23 protein-coding genes are annotated in these 26507 nt (G+C 61.5%); 11 read left to right on the top strand and 12 right to left on the bottom strand.

The genetic code is table 11. From position 1 onward, the window contains the following. Positions 1 to 27: 27 nt before the first annotated feature. On the bottom strand, positions 28 to 297 hold the full coding sequence (locus J3456_RS04660; RefSeq protein WP_349579094.1) for an usg protein: 270 nt from the start codon (positions 295 to 297) through the stop codon (positions 28 to 30). Between the two features lie 190 nt (positions 298 to 487). On the opposite strand from J3456_RS04660, the gene gyrA reads away from it, so the two are divergent. Further along, the gene (gyrA, locus tag J3456_RS04655; RefSeq protein WP_349579093.1) at positions 488 to 3238 is read left to right on the top strand and encodes a DNA gyrase subunit A; all 2751 of its coding nucleotides are present in this window, start codon (positions 488 to 490) and stop codon (positions 3236 to 3238) included. 124 nt (positions 3239 to 3362) lie between these two features. On the opposite strand, the gene J3456_RS04650 is transcribed toward gyrA, so the two are convergent. From J3456_RS04650 to J3456_RS04635, 4 genes are all read right to left on the bottom strand, one after another. After that, the gene (locus J3456_RS04650; protein WP_132443330.1) at positions 3363 to 3695 is read right to left on the bottom strand and encodes a hypothetical protein; all 333 of its coding nucleotides are present in this window, start codon (positions 3693 to 3695) and stop codon (positions 3363 to 3365) included. A gap of 162 nt (positions 3696 to 3857) precedes the next feature. Then, the gene (locus J3456_RS04645; protein WP_349579092.1) at positions 3858 to 5339 is read right to left on the bottom strand and encodes a carboxypeptidase M32; all 1482 of its coding nucleotides are present in this window, start codon (positions 5337 to 5339) and stop codon (positions 3858 to 3860) included. Positions 5340 to 5342: 3 nt separating this feature from the next. Beyond that, positions 5343 to 6488 (bottom strand): heme A synthase, encoded by a 1146-nt coding sequence (gene ctaA, locus J3456_RS04640; RefSeq protein ID WP_349579091.1) that lies wholly within the window; start codon positions 6486 to 6488, stop codon positions 5343 to 5345. Between the two features lie 268 nt (positions 6489 to 6756). Continuing rightward, on the bottom strand, positions 6757 to 7521 hold the full coding sequence (locus J3456_RS04635; protein WP_348410257.1) for an RNA methyltransferase: 765 nt from the start codon (positions 7519 to 7521) through the stop codon (positions 6757 to 6759). A 122-nt stretch (positions 7522 to 7643) separates the two neighbouring features. Here J3456_RS04635 and J3456_RS04630 point away from each other — a divergent pair, with 122 nt between their 5' ends. Continuing rightward, positions 7644 to 8267 carry a thiamine phosphate synthase gene (locus J3456_RS04630; RefSeq protein WP_349579090.1) on the top strand — a complete coding sequence of 208 codons (624 nt, stop codon included), beginning with the start codon at positions 7644 to 7646 and terminating at the stop codon, positions 8265 to 8267. Between the two features lie 39 nt (positions 8268 to 8306). On the opposite strand, the gene J3456_RS04625 is transcribed toward J3456_RS04630, so the two are convergent. Next, on the bottom strand, positions 8307 to 9452 hold the full coding sequence (locus J3456_RS04625) for a HupE/UreJ family protein (RefSeq protein ID WP_349579089.1): 1146 nt from the start codon (positions 9450 to 9452) through the stop codon (positions 8307 to 8309). Here J3456_RS04625 and J3456_RS04620 point away from each other — a divergent pair. The 4 genes from J3456_RS04620 (at position 9451) to J3456_RS04605 (ending at position 12971) form a co-directional block, all read left to right on the top strand. Beyond that, positions 9451 to 10278 carry a DUF4198 domain-containing protein gene (locus tag J3456_RS04620; protein WP_349579088.1) on the top strand — a complete coding sequence of 276 codons (828 nt, stop codon included), beginning with the start codon at positions 9451 to 9453 and terminating at the stop codon, positions 10276 to 10278. The two genes, J3456_RS04625 and J3456_RS04620, sit on opposite strands and share 2 nt — an antisense overlap. Positions 10279 to 10320: 42 nt before the next feature. Continuing rightward, entirely contained in the window at positions 10321 to 11205 is an 885-nt protein-coding gene (locus J3456_RS04615) for a PfkB family carbohydrate kinase (RefSeq protein WP_067623801.1), read from the top strand. Further along, positions 11202 to 12134: a pseudouridine-5'-phosphate glycosidase gene (locus tag J3456_RS04610; protein WP_349579087.1), complete on the top strand. Its 933-nt coding sequence runs from the start codon at positions 11202 to 11204 to the stop codon at positions 12132 to 12134. The genes J3456_RS04615 and J3456_RS04610 overlap by 4 nt, the downstream gene beginning before the upstream one ends. 84 nt (positions 12135 to 12218) lie before the next feature. After that, the gene (locus J3456_RS04605) at positions 12219 to 12971 is read left to right on the top strand and encodes a DUF502 domain-containing protein (protein WP_067262054.1); all 753 of its coding nucleotides are present in this window, start codon (positions 12219 to 12221) and stop codon (positions 12969 to 12971) included. On the opposite strand, the gene J3456_RS04600 is transcribed toward J3456_RS04605, so the two are convergent. Further along, positions 12951 to 13985 carry a patatin-like phospholipase family protein gene (locus tag J3456_RS04600; RefSeq protein ID WP_349579086.1) on the bottom strand — a complete coding sequence of 345 codons (1035 nt, stop codon included), beginning with the start codon at positions 13983 to 13985 and terminating at the stop codon, positions 12951 to 12953. The two genes, J3456_RS04605 and J3456_RS04600, sit on opposite strands and share 21 nt — an antisense overlap. 5 nt (positions 13986 to 13990) lie before the next feature. Next, complete coding sequence (locus tag J3456_RS04595; RefSeq protein WP_349579085.1) at positions 13991 to 14776, bottom strand: 3-hydroxybutyrate dehydrogenase; 786 nt, start codon at positions 14774 to 14776, stop codon at positions 13991 to 13993. A 401-nt stretch (positions 14777 to 15177) separates the two neighbouring features. Between J3456_RS04595 and J3456_RS04590 the strand changes: the two genes are divergently transcribed. Next, entirely contained in the window at positions 15178 to 16908 is a 1731-nt protein-coding gene (locus J3456_RS04590; RefSeq protein ID WP_349579084.1) for an extracellular solute-binding protein, read from the top strand. Here the strand turns inward: J3456_RS04590 and J3456_RS04585 are convergent. After that, positions 16897 to 17520, bottom strand: coding sequence for a helix-turn-helix domain-containing protein (locus J3456_RS04585; RefSeq protein ID WP_007119543.1), 624 nt, complete (start codon positions 17518 to 17520; stop codon positions 16897 to 16899). The genes J3456_RS04590 and J3456_RS04585 overlap by 12 nt on opposite strands. A gap of 102 nt (positions 17521 to 17622) precedes the next feature. On the opposite strand from J3456_RS04585, the gene J3456_RS04580 reads away from it, so the two are divergent. Together J3456_RS04580 and J3456_RS04575 are read left to right on the top strand one after the other, a co-directional pair. Continuing rightward, positions 17623 to 18267, top strand: coding sequence for a DsbA family oxidoreductase (locus tag J3456_RS04580; protein ID WP_349579082.1), 645 nt, complete (start codon positions 17623 to 17625; stop codon positions 18265 to 18267). 148 nt (positions 18268 to 18415) lie between these two features. Beyond that, positions 18416 to 19621: a multidrug effflux MFS transporter gene (locus J3456_RS04575; RefSeq protein WP_349579139.1), complete on the top strand. Its 1206-nt coding sequence runs from the start codon at positions 18416 to 18418 to the stop codon at positions 19619 to 19621. A gap of 18 nt (positions 19622 to 19639) precedes the next feature. On the opposite strand, the gene mfd is transcribed toward J3456_RS04575, so the two are convergent. Beyond that, on the bottom strand, positions 19640 to 23110 hold the full coding sequence (mfd, locus tag J3456_RS04570; protein ID WP_349579080.1) for a transcription-repair coupling factor: 3471 nt from the start codon (positions 23108 to 23110) through the stop codon (positions 19640 to 19642). Positions 23111 to 23141: 31 nt separating this feature from the next. Beyond that, positions 23142 to 23669: a component of SufBCD complex gene (locus J3456_RS04565; protein WP_120351165.1), complete on the bottom strand. Its 528-nt coding sequence runs from the start codon at positions 23667 to 23669 to the stop codon at positions 23142 to 23144. A gap of 119 nt (positions 23670 to 23788) precedes the next feature. On the opposite strand from J3456_RS04565, the gene hemB reads away from it, so the two are divergent. Both hemB and J3456_RS04555 read left to right on the top strand, forming a co-directional pair. Further along, positions 23789 to 24793, top strand: coding sequence for a porphobilinogen synthase (gene hemB, locus J3456_RS04560; RefSeq protein ID WP_349579079.1), 1005 nt, complete (start codon positions 23789 to 23791; stop codon positions 24791 to 24793). A gap of 126 nt (positions 24794 to 24919) precedes the next feature. Beyond that, on the top strand, positions 24920 to 25486 hold the full coding sequence (locus J3456_RS04555; protein WP_349579078.1) for a lipid-binding SYLF domain-containing protein: 567 nt from the start codon (positions 24920 to 24922) through the stop codon (positions 25484 to 25486). Positions 25487 to 25562: 76 nt separating this feature from the next. Here the strand turns inward: J3456_RS04555 and J3456_RS04550 are convergent, their stop codons facing one another. Beyond that, positions 25563 to 26435: an NAD(P)-dependent oxidoreductase gene (locus J3456_RS04550; protein WP_349579077.1), complete on the bottom strand. Its 873-nt coding sequence runs from the start codon at positions 26433 to 26435 to the stop codon at positions 25563 to 25565. Positions 26436 to 26507: the final 72 nt, after the last annotated feature.

Raw genomic sequence — 26507 nt, 5'->3', positions numbered from 1 at the left:
CTGCCCTTTGGATGGCCGCCTTCTGGCTTAATGTAGCGTGAACTCGCCCACTTGGTTCTGCCACTCGCCGGGACCGATCAGCTTGCGATGGGTGAAACGGACCGAATGCAGCGGCCCGTCCAGTTCCGCGCGCCAGAATTCGACGAATTCGAACAGGCGCGGGTGGTCTGGCGCGATGTCGTAATCCTGCCAGATATAACTGTTCAGCACGTGATTATAGTCGGGCATATGATAAAAGAACTCTGCCGTGGTCAGCCCATAACCTTTCAGCATCAACTCGGTTTCACTGCGGGGCATGTTGCGCCTCCTTTGCTGCCTCTGTATGACAAGTTTGCGCGGTGAGAATTACTTTTCAATGAAAACAGCATGTTGGCACTTCGCCCCGAGTGCTGCCAGTGCGTTTCGGCCACAGCCATTGCACCTGATATGCCCCGTCTGCTATAGAAAACCCCAAGATATAGAACCATAAAAATGGTGGGCAAGATACGTGACCGATACGCCGGATACCCCTGAAAACGCAGACGAAAAGCCCATCTTTCACGGGCCGTCGGTGACCATCGAACACGAGATGCGCACGTCCTATCTGGACTACGCGATGAGCGTGATCGTCAGCCGCGCGATTCCCGATCTGCGCGACGGCCTGAAACCAGTGCACCGCCGCATCCTTTACGCGATGCATGAGACCGGCAACACGCATGAAAAAGCCTACCGCAAATCTGCCCGCCCGGTGGGCGATGTCATGGGCCAGTACCACCCGCATGGCGATAGTGCGATTTATGACGCGCTGGTGCGGATGGCGCAGGATTTCTCCATGTCACTGCCGCTCTTGGACGGTCAGGGCAACTTCGGCTCGATGGACGGGGATAACCCGGCGGCAATGCGCTACACCGAGGTGCGCATGGACAAGCCTGCCGCCTATCTATTGGCGGACATCGACAAGGAAACCGTTGATTTCCAAGACAACTACGACGGCAAGCAGCAGGAACCGACTGTCCTGCCCGCGCGCTTTCCCAACATGCTGGTCAATGGCGCAGGCGGTATCGCCGTCGGCATGGCGACCAACATCCCGCCGCACAACCTTGGTGAGGTGATCGACGCTTGCCTTGCGCTGATTGACGACCCGGACCTCACCTCAGAGCAGTTGATCGACTATGTCCCCGGCCCCGATTTCCCGACAGGCGGCATCATGCTGGGGCGTTCCGGCGCGCGCAAAGCCTACCTTGAGGGGCGTGGCAGCGTCGTGATCCGCGCCAAGACGCGGGTCGAAGAAATCCGCAAAGACCGCTGGGCCATCGTCATCGACGAGATCCCCTATCAGGTCAACAAGGCCACGATGATCGAAAAGATCGCCGAACAGGTCCGCGACAAGAAGATTGACGGCATCGCCCACGTTCAGGACGAAAGCGACCGTAACGGCGTGCGCGTGGTGGTCGAGCTGAAACGCGACGCGACTGCCGAAGTGGTGATGAACCAGCTTTACCGTTTCACGCCAATGCAGACCTATTTCGGCTGCAACATGCTGGCTTTGAACGGGGGCCGCCCTGAGCAGCTGACGCTGCGCAAGTTCCTCAGCTATTTCATCGACTTCCGAGAGGAAGTTGTCGCCCGCCGCACCGCCTATCTGCTGCGCAAGGCGCGCGAACGCAGCCACATCCTTTGTGGTCTGGCAGTGGCCGTCACCAACATCGACGAGGTTGTCGCCACCATCCGCGCCTCCGCCGACGCGGCCGAGGCACGCGAAAAGCTGATGACCCGCCGCTGGCCCGCCGAAGACATCCTGCCCTATATCGCGTTGATCGACGATCCGACCCACACTGCGAATGACGATGGCACCTATAACCTCTCCGAGGCGCAGGCCCGCGCGATCCTTGAGTTGCGTCTGCAGCGCCTGACCCAGATCGGCGTCAAGGAAGTCACCGACGAGCTGGAAGAACTGGCCGGTAAGATCAAGGAATACCTCGAAATTCTCGGCTCCCGTGAGCGGATCCTCGGCATCATCTCGGACGAGCTGCGCGAGGTGCGTGACCAATTCGCCGTGCCGCGCCGGACGGAGATCGTCGACTGGTCGGGCGACATGGACGACGAAGACCTGATCGCGCGCGAGGATATGGTCGTGACCGTGACTTCCGGCGGCTACATCAAACGCACGCCGCTGGCCGACTTCCGCGCGCAGCGCCGCGGCGGCAAGGGTGTTTCGGGCATGCAGACCAAGGAAGAGGATGTCGTCACCAACCTCTTCGTCGCCAATACCCATACACAGCTTTTGTTCTTCACCACCGACGGCATGGTCTACAAGCTGAAGACATGGCGCCTGCCGCAGGGGGCCCGCACCGCCAAGGGCAAGGCCATCGTCAACATTCTGCCGATCCCCACTGGCGTCTCCATCGCGGCAATCATGCCGGTCGACCGGGATGAGAAGGATTGGGACGACCTACAGGTGATCTTTGCCACCTCCGCAGGGACCGTGCGGCGCAACAAGCTGTCGGATTTCACCAATGTGAAGTCCAACGGCAAGATCGCGATGAAGTTCGAAGGCGAACACGAAGGCACCACGCTGATCAACGCACGCATCGCCTCGAACGACGATGACGTAATGCTGGTCACCGACGCAGGCCGCGCGATCCGCTTCCCGGCGACCGATGTGCGGGTCTTCAACTCGCGCAACTCCGTCGGCGTGCGCGGCATCCGCTTGGGCGAAGGGGATAACCTCGTCTCCATGTCCGTGATCCGGCACTTCGAGGCAAGCTCGGAAGAACGTGTCGCCTATCTCAAACAGCGCCGCTTGATGGCCGGGCTGACCGATGACGACAGCAGCGACGACGAGGAAGAACAAGTTCAGGCAGGGCAGCTCAGCACCGAACGCTATGCGGAAATGTCGGCAGCCGAAGATCTGATCCTGACGATTACCGCCAAGGGCGCGGGCAAGGTTTCCTCGGCCCATGATTACCCGGTCCGCGGTCGCGGCGGCATGGGTGTGACCGCTTGGACAAAAGCCATGGCCCATGGCCCTATCGTCGCTTGTTTCCCAGTGGAAATGTCCGATCAGGTGATGCTTGCGACCTCCAAAGGCCAGTCGATCCGCGTGCCGGTTGAGGGGATTTCTTTCCGCTCGCGCAGCGCAGGCGGCGTGAAGGTGTTCAGCACCGGTAAGAACGAAGAAGTCGTCAGCGTCGCTTGGATCGCCGATCAGGGCAACGAAGAAGACGAAGCCGAAGAAGGAAGCAGCGCCGCCGAATAATCGGCGGCCGCTCCGCCCCCTGCGCAAAACGTAGGGGGCGTTTTTTTCGACAGACTATCCAGCAATAAAAAAACCCCCGCGCTATCAGCGCGGGGGTTTTTCCATCTTAAGTTTTCGTTAAGAATTAGTTGGTAGTCGTTGTTGTAGTCGAAGAGGACGAGCCCGACGCAATCGCAATCAGGACCAGAGCCGCACCGGCTGCAGCAGCTCCACCACCCAGGCCGGCGCCCGCTTCGAAAAGACCAGCGCCATCGGCACGGACGCACACACGTGCGGTGTTGCCGTCAACAGTTACTGGGTTCGGCTTACAGTTGTAGATGATGCCGTTAGCGCCCTGAACCTGAAGCGAATAGACGCTATCGTCCGATGCGCCAAGAACAGCTGCCTGTGTTGTCGTCTGGGCGAAAGCAGCACCCGAAAGAGCGATAGTCGCCGCCACCGTTGCAAGAATTTTCACGTCTAGGTACTCCTGTATCTCGTCAAATTTTAAACTCACCGCACCATCGCATATAATCTTAGCCAGCGCAAAGGCGAAATGTTAAGGCATGGTTAAGTTCCGAAGCAGTGCTCGCTGTTTAAGCAACACCGTCAACGCTCAATTGTTCCCGGTCCTGTATGCTTAAATATTGTACAAATCTTTGAACTTATTCTCCAGATAAGTTAGCAAAGGCGCCTCCGTCGGCGGCTTTCCGCAAGCCCGCGCGATCACCTCTCGCGGCTCGTAGAGCCCGCCGTGCTGCTGCACCTTCTCGCGCAGCCATGTGGTGGCCGTGCTTGTATCCCCCCTCGCCAAAGCCTCATCAAGGTCAGGTACCGCTTTCCGCAGTGCCTCATGAAGGCATCCCGCATAGACATTGCCGAGGCTATAGGTAGGGAAATACCCCAATAGCCCGACGGACCAATGGACATCCTGCAAGGCCCCGTTTGAGGGGCGGTCGACCGCGTAGCCGAAATCGGCCTCGAACCGATCGTTCCATGCGGCCTCCAACCCGTCGACCTGCAGATCGCCCGACATCAGCGCCCGTTCAAGGTCGAAACGCAGCAGGACGTGAAGGTTATATTGCAGCTCGTCAGCCTCGGTCCGGATGAAGCCATCCGAGACGCGGTTGACGATTCTGTAAAATGTCTCGGCGTCCGGCACGCCAAAGTCGCCGTAGACAGCCACCATCTCGCCGTAAAGCCATCCGGTGAAGGCGCGGCTGCGGCCGATTTGGTTTTCATAGATTCGGCTTTGGCTTTCATGCACCCCCATCGACACGCCCTGCCCCAGCGGGGTCAGCAGGTAGGCGCTGTCGATTCCCTGTTCATAGGCGGCGTGGCCAACCTCATGCACAGTGGAGTAAAAGCAGTTGAACGGGTCCAGCGCATTGGTCCTTGTGGTGATCCGGACGTCCAAACCCGAGCCCGAGGAGAAAGGATGCACCGCCTTGTCGATGCGCCCGGTGGCCAGATCATAGCCAAAGCGCCGCGCCAGTTTGGCGGTCAGGGTCATCTGCGCCGCTTCGTCGAAAACCCCTTCGAGCACCGGTGGCGCTTCGGCCTCCCGCACAGCGGCGCGCAACTCAGATAATTTCGGGCGCAGCGCGCCGAACATGGCTTCGAGGTCCGCCGCCGTGGTGCCGGGCTCATAGTCTTCTAGCATCGCGTCGTAGATACCGATATCGCGCCCCTCGGCCAGCGCAGCCCCCTCTTCACGTTTGAGAGCAATCACTTCTTTCAAAGTTGGGGCGAAGGCCGCGAAATCGTCGGCGGCGCGGGCCTCGGCCCATGTGCCTTGGGCGGCGGAGGTGACACGGGCGATCCGCGACGCCAGATCGGCGGGGACACGGGTCGCACGGTCAAAATCGCGTTTGATGTGGCGCAGATTGGCCTGCCCCACCGCGTCCAGACCCGCCGTTTCGATACGGCCCAACCAATCGGCGATACGCGGGTCGATCCGGCGGGCGTGCAGCACGCTTTCCATCGCCGCCATCTCCTCGCCCCGCTGGGGCGCGGCGCCGCGGGGCATGACCGTTTCTTGGTCCCAGCCGAGCCGCCCCGCGACCTGCGCCAGGGCTTCGGTCTCGCGCTGAAAGACCATCAAATCGTCATATGCAGTCATGTCTCAGCCTCTCAGCGATGTGGCAACGGGATAGGCCGCAAGAAAACGCGCCCGCAGGATCAATACCCAGAGCAGAACGGCAAGCGCCTGATGCGCCAGCGCCAGATGCACCGGGGCGGCATAGAGCACCGTGGTGATGCCCAGAACCACCTGCAAAGCCAGCGCCGCCATCACCGCATTAAACGCAAAGCGCGTCCGCGCATGGGCCGAACGGCGACCGCGCAGCCAGACGACCACGCCGAATGCAAAGAGCAGATAGCCCGCCACCCGGTGCATGAATTGCACCAGCCCGGGATTTTCAAAGAAGTTGCGCCATGTCGGTGCGATATCGAAAGCCTCGGGCGGGAAGAACTGCCCCTGCATCAGCGGCCAATCGACGAAATAGCGCCCTGCATCGATGCCCGCGACCAAGGCACCCAGCAGGATTTGCAACGCTGCGAAATGCAACAAGCCGGTGGCCATGCCGAATTGCTTGGCCTCCTTGGCGCGGCGGGCCTGAATTAGGTCCCGTTCGCTGCGGCCCAGCAAGAGCACATACCATGTGATAAAACCGAGGATGACAAAGGCGAGGCCGAGATGGGTCGCCAGACGGTAAGAGGCCACATCCGTCACCCCCTGCCCGCTGGTCACACCCGAAGCGACCATCCACCAGCCAATCGCCCCCTGCGCGCCGCCCAATGCACCGATAAAGAGCAGGCGCTTGTTCCAGCCCACCGGAATTTGACGCCGAAGCAGGAAGTAGAGAAAGCCCAAAACCCAGACGAGGCCAATCACCCGGCCAAGTTGCCGATGCCCCCATTCCCACCAATAGATGCTTTTGAAATCAGAGAGTTCCATCCAAGAGTTCTGGACCTGAAACTCGTCGATCTGCTTGTATTTATCGAACTCAGACTGCCAGTCGGCCTCAGTCATCGGTGGCAGGGCACCGGTTACAGGGCGCCATTCGGTGATGCTGAGCCCAGAGTCGGTCAGCCGCGTCAGCCCGCCCACGGCGATCATGACAAAGACCAGCGCGAAGAGGATCATCAGCCAAATCCGGATCGGGCCACGTGCGCCGCCACGGCCCTTGTCGATGCCGCCGGATTGCACCGGGGCACGGCTGGGTTGGTCGGTCCCGACCTCTTCGAAAAGTTTGCGTTTTTCCGCCATGGCGCGCCTCATTTTCCGTTTGGATGCAGTGGTATGCCATGGGCAGGGAAAGGTCTAGCGGGGGGCGTTATGTTCGAAACGGTCCAGTGGCAGCCCAGCCCGGAGTCAAGCCGCAGGCGCCGGGCCATCGCCCGCCCGCCCCACGGGGAGGCGATCTGGTGAGTCTGGGGGCAGCTTTGCGACAAGGCGTTGACACTGCACGATAAAGTGGCATGAACCACCCGACGCATCGCCACCCCACGGGCCGCCGCTGGCCCTCAGTCTTCCCTCACCCCTTGTTCTTCCACCGGACCATTTGCCGCAGGATGCCATGCAGCATCTGCACATCCGCCCGGGTCAACGGCATCCGCGACCACATATTGCGCAGGTTCAGCTTCATAGACGCCGTTTTGTGCTCAGGGTAGAAGAACCCCGCCTCTTCCAACCGTTCCTCGTAATGCCGCGCCAGATGGTCGACCTCGGCCCCTTTGGCCCAGTCGGTGCCCGCCATCTCGGTCACTTCATGCGTCACTTCACCCTGTGCGCGCATCCATTCATAGGACATCAAAAGCACACATTGCGCGAGGTTGAGCGAAGCGAATTTCGGATTTACCGGAACCGAGACAATCGCATTGGCCTGCGCAATATCCTCATTCTCAAGCCCAGCCCGCTCTGGCCCGAAAAGCACCGCAACCCTTTGGCCTGCCGCGATCTTTTCCGCGGCCAGCCGCATCGCCGCTTCAGGGCTGTAGACTGGCTTGGTCAGGTCGCGGCCGCGCGCGGTGGTGGCAAAGGTGAAATCGCAATCGCTAAGTGCGCCTGGCAGATCGTCGCAATGCTGCGCCTCATCCAACAGCCGCCCCGCCCCCGAGGCCATGGCCACGGCAGATTGGCTGGGCCAGCCGTCGCGCGGGGCCACGACGCGCATGTGATCAAGGCCAAAATTCCACATCGCGCGCGCCGCGGCGCCGATGTTCTCGCCCATCTGTGGGCGGACAAGCACGATGGCCGGGATCGGCGCAGGCTGGACGGAGGAGGATGTTGTCTGGGTCATGCGCGCCTCATAGCCCCTGCGCCGCACCACCGCAAGAAAGCCCGCGCCACAGACGCATATCCGTTTTCTTTTGCAGCGCCTTGCGCTAGTCAGACCTGCAGACCCGATTAAGGACAATGACCATGGACGCGCCAGAACAGCCGCAGATTTACCTTATCACCCCACCCGAAGTTGAGCTGAGCCAATTCCCCGCGCAACTGGCCGCCGTGCTGGACGCGCATCCGGTCGCCTGTGTGCGGATGGCGCTATCAACCCGCGACGAAGACCGTCTGTCGCGCGCCGGTGACGCGCTGCGCGAAGTGACCCATGCGCGCGATGTGGCCTTGGTGATCACGGATCACCTCCTGATGGTCGAAAAGCTCGGCCTTGACGGCGTGCACCTGAGCGATGCGGCGCGCACGGTGCGCCATGCCCGCAAAGAACTGGGCGAAGATGCGATCGTCGGTTCCTTTTGCGGCACATCGCGGCACGAGGGGATGGCCGCTGGCGAAGCCGGGGCCGATTACGTCAGCTTTGGCCCCACCCAAGCCAGCACGCTTGGCGACGGAAGCTTTGCCGAAGCCGAATTGTTTCAATGGTGGTCCGAAGTGATCGAAGTGCCCGTCGTCGCCGAGGGCGCGCTGGACATCAACATGATCCGCAATCTCGCCCCCCGGACCGACTTTTTCGGCATCGGGACCGAGATTTGGGACAAGGACGATCCGGTGGCCGAACTCGCCACCCTGATCGCCGCCATGCAGGGCTAAGCGGCCATTGGGGCAGCCCAGTTAGGGCTGCCCGTGCGCTTACAGAAATACCCGTTCGATGAACCAATAGGCCCCGACCGCCGCGATGACGCAAGAGGCGGGAACCGCGATGGCCCGGCTATACCAATCGCGCTTCATCGCCCAGCCGACCAGCACGAAGGCGATGGCGATCACCGCAAGCTGGCCCAGTTCCACCCCGATATTAAAGCCAATAAGCGCCGGCACGAATTGCCCCGCAGGCAGGCCAAAGTCCCCCAGCACCGAGGCAAAGCCGAGCCCGTGCAGCAGGCCGAAGCCAAAGATCACCAAGGGCCGCCAACGGTTCAGCGCGGAGTGAAAGATATTCTCGACCGCGACATAGGTGATCGACGCGGCGATCAGCGGCTCGACGATCGCACCGGGCACGTTGACCCAGCCCAGAGCACCAAGCGCAAGTGTGACCGTATGGGCCAGTGTGAAGGCGGTAACCTGCCAGATCAAAGGGCGCAGACGGGTCGACAGGAAGAACAGGCCCAAAACGAATAGGATATGATCCAACCCTTTGGGCAGAATGTGGTCGAAACCGACCGGGATATAGCTGACGAAGGCTTGCCAACCGCTTTGCGCATCGCCGCCTGAGAGCGCGATCTCGGGGCTCGTCTCGCCGCCCGCCAGATAGCCGGTATAGGGGTCTTCCACCCCCTGCTGGCGCAGCACCAGTGCCCCCGCGCCATCGGGCCAGGTCACCTGCACCTGCTCGGCTCCTGCGGGCACTGCCGCCTCCAGCCGCCAAAGACTGTCGCGCGGCAGTTCGGCGTCGATCCCCTCGGGCACCTCGATCGTCACGCTTTCCAAAGACACGGCCGTGCCATTGACGCTGAGCAATGGCAGGCTGTTCCAGTTCGGCAAAAGCTCGGGCGCACGGGCCGCAATACGCGCAGCGGGCAAGCTGCGCAGCGCATCGTAATCGCCTGCATTCTCGGCATTGTCGGTGTCTTCGACAGTGTCGAGGTCGATCCCCGCCAGCAGAGCTTCGAGGTTAATCTCGAGCGCCAGCACAGCGCGCCCTTCGGCGACGTTCAGGTCCGCGATTGTCGGTTTGACCTCATGCGCCTGCACCGCAGCGCCTATGGAAAACACCAATGCGCTTGACATCAGTCCAAGCAATGCCAGCTTGGTTCTTAACAAAATGAAAGTTCGCTTCATGAAACTGTCCCAGTTGTCCGCTATTATTTTCAGTATCTTACCGGCATTCCCTGCTGTTGCCCATGAATACTGGCTGTCGCCGCTGAACTATCAAGTGGAAAGCGGTGAAAAGATCGCAGCGCATTTCCGCAATGGCGAAGAGTTTGTCGGATCGACCTTTCCCTACCTCCCCAACCGGCTCAATCGTTTTGAGATCGTGGTAGAGGGACAGGCTTTTAACCTCTCTCCCCGCGCAGGCGACAACCCGGCACTACAAATCCCCGCGCCGGGCCGGGATGCGCTGGTGGTTGTGGTGGCCGAGACCACCCCCTCCAAGGTGACCTATGAGGAATGGGAGAAATTCCTCTCCTTCGCCGAGCACAAGGATTTCCCGAAGGCTGAAGCCGATCACAGCGTCAACGGCTGGTCGCAGGAAAAAGTCGTGGAGAGCTATACACGCCACGTCAAAACCCTGATCGCCACAGGTTCCGGCATTGGAGACGACGCCCCCACCGGCATGACCACCGAATTTGTCGCCCTGACGAATCCCTATGACGCGGATTTTGACGGTCAGATGAAAGTCGCGCTTTTCTATCAGGATGAACCCCGCGCCGATGCCCAGGTTGAGGTTTTCGACCGCGCGCCGGATGACAGCGTGACCATCTCGCTCCACCGCACCGACGCGGCGGGAGAAGCGGTTATTCCCGTCACCGCAGGCCACGAGTACCTCTTTGACGCTGTAGTGCTGCGCCCGGCAGCAGCGGCTCAGACGGGTGCCGGATACGATCCCGATCAGCCGGTCTGGGAAACGCTCTGGGCGGCGCTGACATTTGCGGTGCCACAATAACGCCGCTTGCGCGTCGGCAGATTTGGCGGCTAGAAGCGCCGCATGACAAAGACAGCTGACATCCTGTGCATTGGCTCCGTCCTTTGGGACGTGATCGGCCGCTCTGAAAACGCCATGCGCCAAGGCTCCGACATGCCGGGGCGCATCACCCGTTTGCCGGGCGGCGTGGCGCTGAACATCGGCATGGCGCTGGCGCGCTTTGGGTTGACGCCCGCGCTGCTGTCCGCCGTGGGTCGTGACGCGGAGGGGGACGAGTTGATCGCCGCCTGCGCCCTTCGCGGGCTGATCACCGATCACGTCTACCGCTCAGACGACCTGCCGACCGACCGCTATATGGCCGTCGAAGGGTCCAACGGGTTGATTGCCGCGATTGCCGATGCCCATTCGCTGGAAGCTGCGGGGGATAAAATTCTGCGCCCGCTGGAGGATGGCAGCCTGCCCGCTCCTTACGAAGGGGCCGTGGCGCTGGATGGCAACCTCACCGTCGAATTGCTCGCCCGGATGGCGCAGAGCCCGCTGTTGGCAAAGGCCGATCTGCGCGTGGCCCCCGCCTCGCCCGGCAAGGCGCTGCGGCTGACGCCTTTCCTCAAGGCCGGGCGCGGCACGCTTTATGTAAACCTCGAAGAAGCCGGGCTGCTGTGTCAGGCCAGCTTTGACGATTCCCCCTCCGCCGCCCGCGCCCTGCTGGCCCGGGGCGCGCGCCGTGCCGTGGTGACAGATGGCGGCAACCCCGCCACCGTAGGTCAAGGCGATGATATCATCACCCTCACCCCGCCCTCGGTCCATGTGGCCCGTGTGACGGGCGCAGGCGACACATTCATGGCCGCCCATGTGGCTGCCGAACTTGGCGGTGCCGTCGCGCAACCCGCCCTCAAGGCCGCACTCGACGCTGCCGCCCTTTACGTTTCCGGAGAGACCAAGATATGACCACCGCCCCTTCCGCCCTGCCCCTGACCTTCAGCGCCGAAGTGGCCAAGGCCCGCGAAAGCGGCGCACCGATCGTGGCGCTGGAAAGCACCATCATCACCCATGGCATGCCCTATCCGCAAAACCTCGAAGTGGCGCGGCAGGTTGAGCAGGACATCCGCGATGCAGGTGCTGTCCCCGCCACCATCGCCGTGATCCGTGGCGCGTTGCACATCGGTTTGGACGACGACCAGCTCAGCGATCTGGCGCAGGCCAAAGATGTGGCGAAACTTTCGCGTGCCGATATGGCCGTCTGCATCGCGTCGGGTGGCACAGGCGCCACCACCGTCGCCGCCACCATGATCGCCGCCAACCTCGCGGGCATCGAAGTCTTCGCCACCGGCGGCATCGGCGGCGTGCACAAAGGTGCGGAAGACAGCTTTGACATCTCCGCCGATCTGATGGAATTGGCGCAGACCCCCGTCACCGTGATCGCCGCGGGTGCCAAAGCCATTTTGGACGTGCCGAAAACGCTGGAAGTGCTCGAAACCCAAGGCGTGCCGGTCATCACCGTGGGGCAAGACAGCTTCCCCGCCTTCTGGAGCGCAGGCTCCGATCTGCAATCGCCGCTGCGTCTTGACGATGCAGCAGCCCTTGCCAAGGCCCACCGCACCCGCGCCGCCATGGGGCTGCCCGGCGGGCAGCTTGTGGCCAATCCGATCCCCGCGGATGAGGAAATTCCCGCCGCCGAACTCGCGCCGATCATCGCACAGGCACAATCCGAAGCTGATGCCCAAGGGGTCAGCGGCAAAGGTGTGACCCCCTTCCTGCTCCAGCGCATCTTCGAGTTGACCAAGGGCCGCTCGCTCACCGCCAATATCGCATTGGTGCGCAACAATGCCCGGCTGGGGGCCAAGATCGCCGCAAACCTCGTCAACCTGCCGCGTTAAAGGCGAAAAACACCGTCGAGCCATTGCCGGGCCGGGGCATACGCCTTAGCTATGTTGCGATTAACTCTTCGGAAAACGGCGCAGATGAACACACCTTTTGATCCCGACCCAACTCAGGTCCGGCGCAGCCTTGTCGCAAGGCTGCGCGCGTCTTTCCTGACCGGGTTGGTCGTGATTGCGCCCGTTGGGCTGACCATCTGGCTGATCTGGAGCGTGGTCGGATGGATCGACGGTTTCGTACTGCCATTGGTGCCCAAAGCCTACCATCCTGACCGCCTGCTCCAAGATTTCCTTGGCCTTGACCCGTCGATGCAATTCAACGTGCGCGGCCTTGGGGTGGTGATCTTTCTGATCTTCACGGTCATGGTGGGCTGGGCTGCAAAAGGGCTGATCGGGCGTTCGATGATCCGTTTTGCCGAAAGTCTGGTGGAACGCACCCCCGTGGTGCGGACGATCTATTCCGGCATCAAACAGATTTCCGAGACGATCTTTGCCCAGTCCGAGCGGAGCTTTGAGACCGCCTGCCTGATCGAATACCCTCGACGCGGCATCTGGGCGCTTGGCTTTATCTCGACCGAAGCCAAGGGAGAGGTCTTGGCCCGCACCAACGCAGGGGGCGAGATGCTCTCGGTCTTTCTGCCGACGACGCCGAACCCGACCTCAGGTTTTTTGCTTTTCTTGCCGCGTGAAGATGTGATCGAACTCGACATGAGCGTCGAAGACGCCGCGAAGCTGGTGATCTCTGCCGGGCTGGTCTATCCGCCGCGCCCCGGTGCCGATCTGCCCGAGGCGCTGGCGCTGTCAGACCCCGAAAACTCAGCCGAACATCGCGGGTAGATCGACGCTGCTGCGCTGGTTCAGATCATCAAAGTGGTCCGTCAAGAACTGATCCGCCGCCGCCACACCCGCCTCATGCAGCGCCTTGATCACGGCTGGGTTCGGCATCAGCTTGGTGGCCACCGAAAGCTGCGCCATCAGCGCGTCGTCGGCGATCATATGCATGTGAACCCGCTTCATCCGACCTTCGGGCAAAGTGCCATCCGCAATCAGGCGCTGGACGAAATCAATCGCCCGCATCTCTCGCAAGAGGCTGGAATTAAAGCTGATCTCATTGATCCGGTTCTGGATTTGCTGGGGCGTTGTCGGCAGGTCTTCACGCTCTAACGGGTTGATGTTCACCACCACGATGTCTTCGGGCAAGTCATCGCGGAACAGCGGGAACAGCGCCGGGTTGCCAGTGTAACCGCCATCCCAAAAGGCTTCGCGTTGGCCGGTCTGAGCGTCATCTATCTCAATCGCCTTAAAGATCGTCGGCAGACAGGCCGAGGCCAGCAGCGCGTCGGGGCCGATCTCATCCCCTTCAAACACCCTGATCTTACCATTGCGCACCCGTGTGGCGCAGACAAAGAAGAACGGCGGCTTATGCGCGCCCACCTTGCCATAGTCAAACCGCGCCACGACATCTTCGAGCGGATTGCGATAGAACGGGCCGTAGGCATAGGGCGACACAACCCGCGTCAGCGAGTCTGAGATCGCCATGGGCAGTGAATATTCCATCGCCTGACTGAGTTTATCCAATCCAAAAGGCGCCAGCCAAAGCGACAGCCGCAAGTCGGAAATGCCCGACACCTGCGTCCAGAGCCAATCAAGGTTCTCCCGCGCGCCCTCGCGCCCGCCCGAGATCATCCCCGATTTCAGCGCCGCACCATTCAGCGCCCCGGCAGAGGTGCCGGAGATGCCACAGATCTCAAGATCGTCCTGCTGCAACAGCCGATCCAATACCCCCCAGGTGAAAGCGCCATGCGCGCCGCCCCCTTGGAGGGCGAGGTTAATGCGTTTCTTGACCGCCACGGCGCTTACAACGCTGTCCAGCCGCCATCGACGCTGATGGTCGTGCCAGTGATCTGGGCCGCCGCGTCAGAGCACAGAAACGTCGCCGTGCCGCCCATCTGCTCGACAGTGGCAAATTCACGCGACGGCTGGCGCGTGAGCATGACCTGCTCAATCACTTCATCGCGGCTCATGTCGTATTCCTTCATCGTGTCGGGGATTTGCTTTTCAACGATCGGGGTCAGCACATAGCCCGGGCAAATCGCGTTGCAGGTGATTGGCTCTTTCGCCGTTTCCAGCGCCGTCGTCTTGCTGAGGCCGACTATCCCGTGTTTCGCGGCGATATAGGCCGATTTATAGGGCGAGGCCGTCAAGCCATGCGCCGAGGCGATGTTGATCACCCGGCCCCACCCCGCCTTGCGCATCATCGGCAGCGCTTCGGCGGTGGTGTGAAAGGCCGACGACAGGTTAATCGCGATGATCGCATCCCATTTCTCGGCCGGGAAATCGGGTATCGGAGCCACATGCTGGATGCCCGCATTGTTCACCAAGATGTCACAGGTCCCGGCTTCGGCGATCAAGCGCCGACACTCCGCCCCCTTGGACATATCCGCCTTGATGTACCGGGCCGTTACGTTGCATTCCTCGGCCATCTGCTGCGCCAAGGCATGATCCGTTTCGTCATCGGTAAAAGAGTTCAACACGATATCGGCCCCGGCCCGCGCCAGTTCCCAGGCGATGCCCAGTCCGATTCCAGAATTCGATCCGGTGATGACGGCTGTTTTGCCGGACAGGTCGATGGTGAAAGCCATGGCGCGTCTCCTTGTTCATGCTGCGACTGCATCATGTACTGCGGAGAGGGCAAAGGGAAAGGGTTTGCGCGCGAAACCGCCAAGGGAGGGAAGCGGCGAACGATAGGCCAAAAAAAACGCCCGCACGAGGCGGGCGTAAGTTATTGAGGCAGGTTTCATACAGGCAAGAAACCTATCGAGCAGTGACCTCTGTATACGCCTTCTATGGTCACAATCCAAGCTAAAAGTTTGATAAGGCGGGAATCCGCGGGTATGGATTAACTCCAACAAAATAAGGGCAGATCGTGATTGTTTCAAAAATGAGCTGGGATTTTTTCTCGACAGGCCGGGGCGTTGCGGCCCTTTCTTCACTGATTCTGCTCTCTGGCACGGCCTGGGCTGCCCCCCAGCATGGAATCGCCATGTACGGTGAGCCTGAACTGTCTGCCGATTTCACCGCTCTTCCTTACGTAAATCCCGAGGCTCCAAAGGGCGGAGAGATCGTTCTGGGCAATACCGGGGGATTCGACAGCCTTAACCCCTTCGTGCGTAAGGGCACCGCGCCTTGGCAGCTGCCGCATTTCACCCATGAGACCTTGATGGGCCGCTCATGGGACGAACCTTTCGCGCTTTATGGCTTGCTAGCTGAAAGCATTGAGGTACCCGACGACCGTTCATGGGTAGAGTTCACCCTCCGCGAAGAGGCACGGTTTTCCGATGGCAGCCCGGTCACCGTCGAAGATGTGATCTTCTCGTTCGACCTTCTGGGCACCGAGGGCCACCCGCGCTACCACGGGCTGCGCCAGCAAATTGATAGCATAGAGCAGACCGGCGCGCGCAGCCTGCGGATGACCTTCAACAGCGACAACCGTGAGCTTGCCTTGCTGGCTGGGATGCGCCCCATTCTCAGCAAAGCGCAATGGGAAGGTCAGGACTTCGCCAATGCCTCTTTGAACGAAATCCCTTTGGGAACTGGCCCTTACGTCATCAGCGACTATCAAGCAGGCCGCCACGTCACGCTGACGCGCAATCCTGACTACTGGGGGGTCGAGGTGCCCTTCCGCCGCGGCACGCATAATTACGATGAGGTCAAAATCGACTTCTACGGCGATGCCAATGTGTTGTTCGAGGCATTTAAGGCCGGCCAAATCTCAGCCGTGCGCGAATTCAATGCCGAGACTTGGGCCACGCAATATGACTTCCCGGCGATCAACCGGGGCGAGGTGGTGAAATCCAGTTTTCCGCATAGCAAACCCTCGGGCATGACCGGCGTTGTCATGAATTCACGCCGCGCCCCGTTTGACGATTGGCGGGTGCGCGACGCGCTGATTTCCGCCTTTAACTTCGAGTATATTAACGAAACGCTGACTGGCGGCGCCCTGCCCCGGATCACCTCTTATTTCTCCAACTCCGACCTTGCCATGCGCGATGGACCTGCGACAGGCCGCGTCTTCGATTTGCTGGCCGATTACGCTGACACCCTGCCGCCGGGCACGGTGGACGGCTATACGTTGCCCGTGGCCGACGGCTCTGCCCGCAACCGATCAGGCATTCGCGCGGCGATGCAGCAACTCAACGCTGCGGGTTATGAAGCTGAGGGCGGCGTCATGCGCCGCGCGGATGGCACGCCGCTGACATTCACCATTCTTCTGTCCAAAGGCAGCCGTGAAAACCTAGCAATTGCAGAGCTTTACACGCAGGCGCTAAAGCGGCTTGGGATCACGGCGCAGATTGAAACAGTTGATGATGCGCAGTTCGTGGCGCGGCAGAACGAATATGACTTCGACATGACCTTCTTCCGACGCGCCCTATCGCTCAGCCCCGGCACGGAGCAGCGTTTCTATTGGGGGTCAGAGGCCGCCGATCTGCCCGGCACGCGCAACCTGATGGGCGTGCGCTCTCCGGCCGTCGATGCGATGATCGACCAAATGCTGCAGGCGCGCGAGACGGCGGATTTCGTCGCCGCCACCCGCGCGCTGGACCGTATCCTGACCGCCGGGCGCTATGTTATTCCGTTCTGGCAGTTCGACGAGGGGCTGATCGCCCATGACGCGCGCATGGCTTACCCTGACACGATCCCGCTCTACGGCGACGGGCCGAACTTCATGCCCGAGGTCTGGTGGTGGGAACCGGCAGAGAGTTCAGACCAGTGAGGTCACCCAGAGGATCGTCGCATCCTCATCGCTGAGCGAGACGACATTGTGCCCCATGGTGGCGTCGTAATAGGCGCTATCGCCCCGGCGCATATCGACGGGTTCGTAGAACTCGGTAAAGAGCCGCACCATGCCGGTCAGCACATAGAGGAATTCCTCGCCGTCATGGCGCACCCAGCCGTCGAACTCCTCCATCCGGCGCGCGCGGATGCGGGCGCGGTAGGGCAGCATCTGTTTTTTGCGCAGGGCGTCTGCCAGCAGAACATGCTCATAGGTGCCGGTGGCCTTGGCCGCGCCCTCTTCGGCGCGGGTCACGGCCATGCGGCCAGTGATCTTTTCCCCCGCAGGCGGGGTGAACAACTGCGGCACCGTAATCTCCAGCCCCACGGCGAGCTTTTTCAGCGCGTCATAGGTGGGTGACATCAGACCGTTTTCGATCTTGCTAAGGGTTGAGCGCGCCAGCCCGGCCTGCCGCGCCGCCTGCTCCAACGTCCAGTTGCGCGCCTTGCGCAGCTCGCGCACCCGCGCACCAAGGTCGACCGGCGGGGCGGTCTCGCTCGCGCCGCTTTCGCGGGCGATCTGGATCATGGAACGGGGCGGCGTGTCTGTCATGGACCTGCTATAGCCGCGCCCAAAGGCGCTTGCAACGCTGCCCGCTTGCGATACCCGCCCCGGCCCGCTATGCCCATTGCGCAGCAATAGATGGGGTTTACCATGGCCGAAGCGATCAAACTCGATATCATGTCAGACCCGATCTGCCCGTGGTGCTATATCGGCAAGGCGCATCTGGACCGCGCGTTGCAGGACCATCCCAACCATCCCTTCGCCATCGAATGGCACCCTTTCCAACTGAACCCCGAGATGCCGCGCGAGGGCATGGACCGTCGCGCCTATCTCGAAGGCAAATTCGGCGGCAAAGAAGGCGCGGTACGCGCCTATGCACCGGTCGTGGAACATGCCGAAAAGGCTGGTCTGAACATCAACTTCGAGGCCATGCAGCGCACGCCCAACACGCTGGACGCGCACCGTCTGATCCATTGGGCCGGGATCGAAGGCCGCCAAACCGCCGCCGTCTCCGCGCTGTTCAAAGCCTATTTCGTCGACGCCCGCGACATCGGCGATGCCGAGGTGTTGGCCGATATCGCCGATAGCATTGAGATGGACGCCGCCGTGGTCACCCGCCTGCTGAAATCCGACGTCGACGCGCAGGACATTCGCGACCGCGATGCTCATAGTCGCAAGATGGGGGTGAACTCCGTGCCGACCTTCATCATCGCCAATGCCCATGCCGTGCCCGGCGCGCAGCCGCCTGAGCTATGGGCGCAGGTCATTGCCGACCTGACCAAACAGCAGAGCTAAACAGGGCGGCAATCATTGCCAAGTTAAGCGTTCTCGACTATCGAGAGCGCAACCACAAGTTATTCCCTGAAGCCTGCCCAGACGGATCCGCCGTTCGGGACAATCGCCGGAGCGCGCGTTCGTGACCACCGAAAATCCAAAATTCTTCATGGGGCGGATCGAATTCGTTGCCCTCATCGCGATGATGACCGCCACCATCGCCTTTTCCATCGATGCAATGCTGCCCGCCCTGCCCGAGATCGCGGCGGAACTCTCACCCGAGATCGCCCACCGCGCCCCGCTGATCCTCACGTCCTTCGTGCTGGGCATGGGGTTTGGCACGTTCTTTAGCGGGCCGTTGTCGGATGCTTTCGGTCGCCGCAACGTGGTCTTTGGCGGCGCTGCACTCTATTCGCTGTCGGCCTTCGTCGCATGGATGAGCAACTCACTGGAAGTCATGCTCGTGGCCCGTATCTTTCAGGGGCTCGGCGCTTCTGGCCCCCGCGTGGTGGCCGTGGCGATCATCCGTGACCTTTACGCGGGGCGCGAGATGGCGCGGATCATGTCGGTGGTGATGATGGTCTTTGCGCTGGTGCCCGCCATGGCACCCATGCTGGGCGCGGGGATCATTCACACGGCGGGCTGGCGCGCGATCTTCATCGCTTTCATGGCGTTTTCGATCATCTCGGTGGTCTGGATGGGCCTGCGTCTGCCCGAAACACTGCCGCGGGAAAACCGTCGTCCCCTGCGTGCGCGGCTGATCATCGGGGCAGTGCGCGAGTTGGTCGGACACCGCACGGTGCGCCTGTCGATCCTCGTGCAATCGCTGGCCTTGGCGATGCTATTTTCGATGATCATGCTGGTGCAGCCGATTTATGACACCGTCTATGGCCGGGGCGAAAGCTTCCCGCTCTGGTTCGGCGGCATCGCCGTTGTGGCGGCCAGCGCCAGCCTGATCAATGCGCTGCTGGTCGTGCGCTATGGCATGCGCCGATTGGTGAGCATCGCCTTTGGCTTTCAAATCCTGCTGTCAGGGGCCATGTATTTCCTGAACCTCGGCGCCCTGCCCGACCCTTACGGCTTTGCCGCCTTTGTGTTTTTCCAGACCTGCCTGTTTTTCCAAGCGGGGCTGACCCTGGGCAACCTCAATGCCATCGCGATGGAGCCGATGGGCCATATCGCGGGAATGGCCGCCTCGGTCGTGGGGGCAATCTCTACCGTGCTGGCCGCGCTCATCGCCTCGCCCGTGGGGCTGATGTTCGATGGCACGACCAAGCCACTGGCACTTGCGATGCTGCTCATGGCGAGCGGGGCTTACGCTCTGATGCTCTATATGGGGCGGATGGAAAACCGACAGCCGGCGGCGGCGGAATAACCGCCGCTCGTTCGGGGCTTAGCCCTTTGCCTTAGCCTTTTTCGCAGTCTTTTCTTTGGCGATCACATGTTCGGCCAAGTCGCGTGCAATGGCAAAGGCGCCTTTGATCTTATCAGCATCCGTCTTCCAATCCCGGCGCACGACGATCTTGTTGTCCTTGACCTTGGCCAGCCCACGCTGGTCTTGGATGAACTTCACCAGCCCCTCGGGCGAGGCGAATTTGTCGTTGTGGAACTGGATCGTCGCGCCCTTCGGCCCACCATCGAGCTTGGCAATCCCGGCGCGTTTGCACATCGCCTTGATTCGCACGACCAGCATGAGAGTGTTCACCTCTTTTGGCAGCTTGCCAAAGCGGTCGATCAATTCGGCGGCAAAGCCTTCGAGTTCCACTTTGGTCGACAGCTCACTCAGGCGACGGTAGAGGCCAAGACGCACATCAAGGTCGGGCACGTAGTCCTCAGGAATGAGCACCGGCACGCCAAGGTTGATCTGCGGCGCCCATTGCTCGTCGGCCTCGCTGAGGCCCTCCATCTCGCCCGCCTTGATCTTGGCAATCGCCTCTTCCAGCATGGACTGGTAAAGCTCAAAGCCTACATCGCGCATTTGCCCGGATTGCTCTTCGCCCAGCAGGTTGCCCGCCCCGCGAATATCGAGGTCTTGGCTGGCCAAGGTGAAGCCCGCGCCAAGCGTATCAAGGCTGCCCAACACCCGCAGACGTTTCTGCGCCGTATCCGTCAGCTTCGCGCGCGGCTTGGTCGTAAGATAGGCATAGGCGCGGGCTTTCGAGCGGCCCACGCGGCCCCTGATTTGATACAGTTGCGCAAGGCCGAACATATCGGCGCGGTGCACGACCATGGTGTTGGCGGTCGGAATGTCGAGGCCGGATTCAACGATCGTCGTTGCCAGCAGAATGTCGAATTTGCCATCATAAAAGGCATTCATCCGGTCATCCAACTCCCCCGGTGCCATCTGCCCGTGGGCGACGACGTAGGAGAGTTCCGGCAGCTGCGCCTGAAGGAAATCTTCGATCTCACGCAGATCACTCAGACGGGGCACCACATAGAAACTCTGACCACCCCGGTAGTGCTCACGCAGCAGCGCCTCGCGGATGGTAACCGCGTCGAACTCGCTCACATAGGTGCGGATCGAGAGGCGGTCGACGGGTGGCGTGCCGATCACCGACAGATCGCGCACGCCCGTCAGCGACAGTTGCAAGGTGCGGGGAATCGGTGTGGCGGTCAGGGTCAGCACGTGGATATCGGTGCGTAGGGACTTGAGCCGTTCCTTGTGGGTCACGCCGAAATGCTGCTCTTCGTCGATCACCAGCAGGCCGAGGTCTTTGAACCGGATGCCTTTGGCCAGCAGCGCATGGGTGCCGATGACGATATCGACCGTTCCCTTGGCCATGCCATCGCGCGTCGCCGCTGCCTCTTTGGCCGAGACAAAGCGGCTGAGTTGGCGCACTTCGATCGGGAAGCCGCGAAAGCGTTCGGCAAAGCTTTTGTAGTGCTGCCGGGCGAGCAGTGTCGTGGGCGCGATCACCGCCACTTGAACACCCGACATCGCCGCGACAAAGGCTGCGCGCATGGCGACTTCGGTTTTACCAAAGCCCACATCGCCGCAAACCAGACGGTCCATCGGATTGCCGCTGGTCAGGTCATCCACCACGTCGGCAATGGCGCGCAGTTGGTCGTCGGTCTCCGTATAGGGAAAACGGGCTGAGAAGGCATCCCACATGCCCGGCGGCGGGTCGAGCACCGGCGCTTTGCGCAGCGCGCGTTCGGCCGCAATGCGAATGAGCTTGTCCGCCATCTCGCGGATACGCTCTTTGAGCTTGGCTTTCTTGGACTGCCACGCCCCGCCGCCGAGCTTGTCCAGCAGCCCTTCGTCATGGCCGTAGCGCGACAGCAGTTCGATATTCTCTACCGGCAGGTAAAGCTTTGATTGTTCCGCATATTCCAGAACGAGACATTCATGGGCAGCGCCTGCGGCGGTGACCACTTCCATCCCATGATAGCGACCGATGCCGTGGTCGACATGAACCACCAGATCGCCGGGGCTGAGGCTCTGCGCTTCGGTCAGGAAATTCTCGGCCCGGCGTTTGCGTTTCGGCGCCCGGATCAACCGGTCCCCCAGCACGTCCTGCTCTGAGATCACCGTCATGCCCGGCGCCTCGAACCCGTGTTCCAGCGCCCAGACCGCCAAATGCAGCCCGCGTTTCCCGATGCGGGTGGCGTCCATCACCGGGATCGCCTCGGCCAGACCTTCGTCTTCGATCAGCCCGGTCAGGCGTTCGCGCGCGCCTTCGGAATAGCTGGCGATCAACACCGGTCCAACTTCAAGCTTTGCTTTAATATGCGCAGCCAATGCCCCGAAAAGACTAACAGATTCCTGCTGGCGCTCGGGGGCGAAATTGCGCCCAAGCCGGGCGCCCGCGTCGAGCACCCCTGGCCCCGTAGGCTGTGGCAGCGGGTTAAATTGGATTACCCGATGATCCAGCAGCGCTTGGGTCCATGCCTCATCGGTCAGGTACAGCCCCTCGGGCGGCGCGGGTTTATAGACGCTGTCCATCTTGGAGCGCGTCTTCATCGCCAGTTTGCGCGTCTCATATTGGTCGGCGATGGTCTCCCACCGGGCAAGGCGCATCGGCGTCAGTTGGTCGTCAAGCGTGATCGTGGCTTTGGGCAGATAGTCAAAAAGCGTTTCCAAGTTGTCGTGGAAAAACGCCAGCCAATGTTCCGCGCCTTGATGTTTGCGGCCCGCGCTGATCGCCTCGTAGAGCGGATCATCGGTGCCCGCTGCGCCGAATTCGATGCGGTAGTTCTGCCGGAAACGGGTGATCGCCGCGTCGTCGAGAATGACTTCGCTGACCGGGGCAAGCTCCACCAGATCAAGCTTTTCCGTGGTGCGCTGCGTCGCCGGATCAAAGCGGCGTGCGCCGTCTAGCACATCCCCAAAGAGATCCAGCCGCACCGGGCCAAGATCGCCGGGCGGGTAGATGTCGATGATCCCGCCCCGCACCGCATAGTCGCCCGGCTCCATCACCGTGGGGCTTTGCACAAAGCCCATGCGCACCAGAAAGGCGCGCAGGGCTTTTTCGTCGATCCGGCTGCCCACGCGCGCCGCAAAGGCCGCGTCACGCAGGGTCTCGCGTGCGGGGATACGTTGGCTGGCCGCGTTCAGCGTCGTCAGCAGAACGAACTGCTGGGGCATCCCATGCACCAGCGCCGCCAGTGTCGCCATCCGCTGCGCCGAGATATCGGCGTTGGGCGACACCCGGTCATAGGGCAGGCAATCCCAGCTTGGGAAGGTGACGACCGGCATGTCGGGCGCGTAAAACCGCAACGCGGCCTGCATCGCCGCCATGCGTTTGTCATCGCGCGCCACATGGACCACCGGCTGGCCGCCCTTGGCGATTTCATCAAGAATGGCGCGGGCATCATAGCCTTCGGGAACGCCGGAGAGGGTGATATTGCGCGGATCGTTCATCGGGTCTCAATTGGGCCTCACGGGGGGCCTGTCAACCCGCCAGCGGGCCAATGCTTAGATTTTGATACATTCCCCAAAGCGCGGTCACGAAGATCGAGAACATGCCGATGATCTGGGTATAAAGCCGGTGCCGCATCAGGCGCCGCTGCAACACGTCGCCGGTGGAGCCTTCGATGCGGATAAGCCGCGCGGTCGACAGGCTCAGCAGCCCGACCAGCGACATGGGGAACCCCAGCAGCAGCAGGGCTTGGGCGAATTCGATGGCATAGACGAACCCCAATAGCACCAGAGAGGTCAGCGCGAAAAACCCCAGCCCCAAGAGCCACAGGCCGGAGACCTGCGAGATATAGAGCAGCCGGTTCACGTTGATCCGCACGATGTCTTCGAGATCGGCCTGCGCCTCGCCCCCATAACGCCGGGCGCGCAACACCATGTCAAAGGGCACGCCCAGCACCCAATGGCTTGCGGTCGACCACATCACAGCCAGCGCGATCCAGAACCAAAGGTTCGAGAAAGAGCGCATGTCAATCATTTCGAAAAGGGTCTGGTACCAGTCCAAGGCGTGCTCGTCCGAAATTTAAGTTCGCATCTCTTAGCGGTCCGGCGCGACAATTCATAGGGTTGAGGCGTTCAAAAATACATGGCAAGCCCATGCCAAGCCATTCTGAGGTAATTTTGATGCAACCCGTCCACGCCCCCTTCCCCGCCACGCGCCTGCGCCGCACCCGTGCCAATGCCGGTATCCGCGCGTTGGTGCGCGAGAATGACCTGCAACTGGGTGATCTGATCTGGCCGGTTTTCGTGCGCGAAGGCGACGGCGTGGAAGAGCCGATCCCCTCCATGCCCGGGGTCATGCGCCGCTCGGTCGATACGCTGGTCGCGGCGGTGCGCGAGGCGGCGGAACTGGGCATCGGCACGGTCTGCGTCTTTCCCTATACCGGCCCCGAGGACCGGACCGAGGATTGCGCCCGCGCATGGGATCCGCAAAACGCCACCAACCGCGCCATCGCGGCGATCAAAGAGGCCATGCCGCAGATGGTCGTGATGACCGATGTCGCGCTAGACACCTATAACATCAACGGCCACGATGGTTTTGTCGAAGACGGCATCATCGTGAATGACCGCACGGTTGAGGCGCTGGTCAAGATGGCGCTGGCCCAAGCCGAAGCGGGTGCCGATATCATCGGGCCGTCGGACATGATGGACGGGCGCATCGGCGCGATCCGCCACGCCCTAGAGCAGGCCGGGCATCATGACGTGATGATCCTGAGCTATGCCGCCAAATACGCCAGCGCCTTTTACGGCCCGTTCCGCGATGCGGTGGGTGCCTCTTCGGCCCTGACCGGCGACAAAAAGACCTATCAGATGGATCCCGCCAACAGCGACGAAGCCCTGCGGCTGGTGGCGCGCGACCTGTCGGAAGGCGCGGATATGGTCATGGTCAAACCCGGCATGCCTTACCTTGATATCTGCCGCCGCGTGAAAGACGCCTTTGGCGCGCCAACCTTCGCCTATCAGGTCTCGGGCGAATACAGCATGATGCGGGGCGCGGCGGACCAAGGGTGGATTGACGGCGAACGCGCAATGATGGAGAGCCTTTTGGCCTTTAAACGCGCAGGTTGTGATGGGGTGCTCACCTACTTTGCCCCCGATGTTGCCCGGCTTTTGGCCAAAAGCGCGTGACCTAAGGGCGTAAATCTGCGCAAAGGGTCCAACCGACATGACAAAGCGCGTGATTATGCGTAATCTCGCGCATAAGTCGGGAAAACCGGCAGCAGGCAACCGATCTTGAACATACAGGCAGAAAAGATGAGCAATCAGACATATAACCGGCGCTTTGTGACTTTGGGCGCCCTTGCGGCCCTTGGCGCAACCGCGGCTTGCGGCAACGGCGTGGGCGGACGGGGCGGCGCCATGATCGACGCGCGCGTCGATGCGACCCTGGCCCAGATGTACCGCGGCTATCCCAACACCCGGCAGTTGGCCGAAAAGGCCAATGGCATGCTGGTCATGCCGCTGGTGACCGAAGCGGGCCTTGGCTTTGGCGGCGCTTACGGGCGCGGCGCTTTGCGCGTCAACGACGTGACGGTGGACTACTATTCGGTGACCAAAGCTTCGGGCGGCTTGCAGATTGGCGCGCAGCAATATGCGCATGTGCTGTTCTTCATGACCGAGCCCGCGCTGCGCGAATTCCGCAGCTCGCCGGGTTGGGCGGCTGGTGCCGGTCTGGAATACGTGATCTCCGACAAGGGCGATAGCGTGAGCGCTGACACAACCACTGTCATGGCCCCCGTTCTGGCGGCGGTCTTTGGCCGCGCAGGCCTGCGCATCGGCGCGACGCTGGAAGGCACCAAATACACGCGGATCATCCCCTAACGCAGGGTTGACCGATGGTCTTTGAAGGGCAGCGCCAGTTTCATCCGGCACTGCCCTTTTTCTTTTGCAAACAGCCTCAGCCCATGGCGCGCAGGCGTTTGATCAGGCTCGACGTATCCCAACGCCCGCCGCCCTGCTTTTGCACATCTTTGTAGAACTGATCGACCAGCGCCGTAACCGGCAGGCTGGCCCCCGTCTCATCCGCCGTATCCAGACAGATGCCCAGATCCTTGCGCATCCAATCCACCGCAAAGCCGTGCTCGAACTTGTCGTCGAGCATGGTTTCATAGCGGTTTTCCATCTGCCACGAGCCCGCAGCGCCTTGGCTGATGACCTCAACCACCGCCCGGCCATCAAGGCCCGCCTTCTCGGCGAAATGAAGCGCCTCAGAGAGCCCCTGCACCAGCCCGGCGATGGCGATCTGGTTGCACATCTTGGTCATTTGGCCCGCGCCGCTGTCGCCGATGCGGCGGCAAATCTTGGAGTAGACCTCCATGATCGGCAGCGCCCGGTCAAAGGCCCCCTCATCTCCGCCACACATGATCGACAATTGGCCGTTTTCCGCTCCTGCCTGACCGCCCGATATCGGCGCGTCGACAAAGCTGACCTGCGCGTCATCGGCAGCGGCATAAAGTTCGCGCGTGACGGCCGCTGAAACGGTCGTGTGATCGACAAAGATCGCCCCCGCCGTCATGCCACCAAAAGCGCCCTCTTCCCCCAAACAGACCGAGCGTAGATCGTCGTCATTGCCCACGCAGGCGATCACGAAATCCGCATCCTTTGCCGCCGCGCGCGGGGTCTTGGCCATGGCGCCGCCATAGGTTTTCACCCAGTCTTCGGCCTTGGCTTCGGTACGGTTATAGACGGTCACTTCGTGGACGGCCTTTTGCAGATGCCCCGCCATCGGAGCCCCCATGACCCCCAGTCCCAAAAACGCGAGCTTTGCCATGTGCTTTTCCTTATCATTCAGTTGCGTTATTCCCTGTCACAACACCTACCACCCTGCGCGCTCCGGTCAATC

The sequence above is a fragment of the Sulfitobacter sp. NFXS29 genome (assembly GCF_040148765.1).
GTDB lineage: Bacteria > Pseudomonadota > Alphaproteobacteria > Rhodobacterales > Rhodobacteraceae > Sulfitobacter.
This window is presented reverse-complemented; position numbering and strand designations above follow the sequence as displayed.

Bases quoted from the DNA above. Each gene is read 5' to 3' on its own strand.
- J3456_RS04660 (WP_349579094.1), bottom strand. From the start codon at position 297: ATGCCCCGCAGTGAAACCGAGTTGATGCTGAAAGGTTATGGGCTGACC.
- J3456_RS04645 (WP_349579092.1), bottom strand. From the start codon at position 5,339: ATGACTGCATATGACGATTTGATGGTCTTTCAGCGCGAGACCGAAGCC.
- ctaA (WP_349579091.1), bottom strand. From the start codon at position 6,488: ATGGCGGAAAAACGCAAACTTTTCGAAGAGGTCGGGACCGACCAACCC.
- J3456_RS04635 (WP_348410257.1), bottom strand. From the start codon at position 7,521: ATGACCCAGACAACATCCTCCTCCGTCCAGCCTGCGCCGATCCCGGCC.
- J3456_RS04630 (WP_349579090.1), top strand. From the start codon at position 7,644: ATGGACGCGCCAGAACAGCCGCAGATTTACCTTATCACCCCACCCGAA.
- J3456_RS04620 (WP_349579088.1), top strand. From the start codon at position 9,451: ATGAAACTGTCCCAGTTGTCCGCTATTATTTTCAGTATCTTACCGGCA.
- J3456_RS04625 (WP_349579089.1), bottom strand. From the start codon at position 9,452: ATGAAGCGAACTTTCATTTTGTTAAGAACCAAGCTGGCATTGCTTGGA.
- J3456_RS04615 (WP_067623801.1), top strand. From the start codon at position 10,321: ATGACAAAGACAGCTGACATCCTGTGCATTGGCTCCGTCCTTTGGGAC.
- J3456_RS04610 (WP_349579087.1), top strand. From the start codon at position 11,202: ATGACCACCGCCCCTTCCGCCCTGCCCCTGACCTTCAGCGCCGAAGTG.
- J3456_RS04605 (WP_067262054.1), top strand. From the start codon at position 12,219: ATGAACACACCTTTTGATCCCGACCCAACTCAGGTCCGGCGCAGCCTT.
- J3456_RS04595 (WP_349579085.1), bottom strand. From the start codon at position 14,776: ATGGCTTTCACCATCGACCTGTCCGGCAAAACAGCCGTCATCACCGGA.
- J3456_RS04590 (WP_349579084.1), top strand. From the start codon at position 15,178: ATGTACGGTGAGCCTGAACTGTCTGCCGATTTCACCGCTCTTCCTTAC.
- J3456_RS04585 (WP_007119543.1), bottom strand. From the start codon at position 17,520: ATGACAGACACGCCGCCCCGTTCCATGATCCAGATCGCCCGCGAAAGC.
- J3456_RS04580 (WP_349579082.1), top strand. From the start codon at position 17,623: ATGGCCGAAGCGATCAAACTCGATATCATGTCAGACCCGATCTGCCCG.
- J3456_RS04575 (WP_349579139.1), top strand. From the start codon at position 18,416: ATGGGGCGGATCGAATTCGTTGCCCTCATCGCGATGATGACCGCCACC.
- mfd (WP_349579080.1), bottom strand. From the start codon at position 23,110: ATGAACGATCCGCGCAATATCACCCTCTCCGGCGTTCCCGAAGGCTAT.
- hemB (WP_349579079.1), top strand. From the start codon at position 23,789: ATGCAACCCGTCCACGCCCCCTTCCCCGCCACGCGCCTGCGCCGCACC.
- J3456_RS04555 (WP_349579078.1), top strand. From the start codon at position 24,920: ATGAGCAATCAGACATATAACCGGCGCTTTGTGACTTTGGGCGCCCTT.
- J3456_RS04550 (WP_349579077.1), bottom strand. From the start codon at position 26,435: ATGGCAAAGCTCGCGTTTTTGGGACTGGGGGTCATGGGGGCTCCGATG.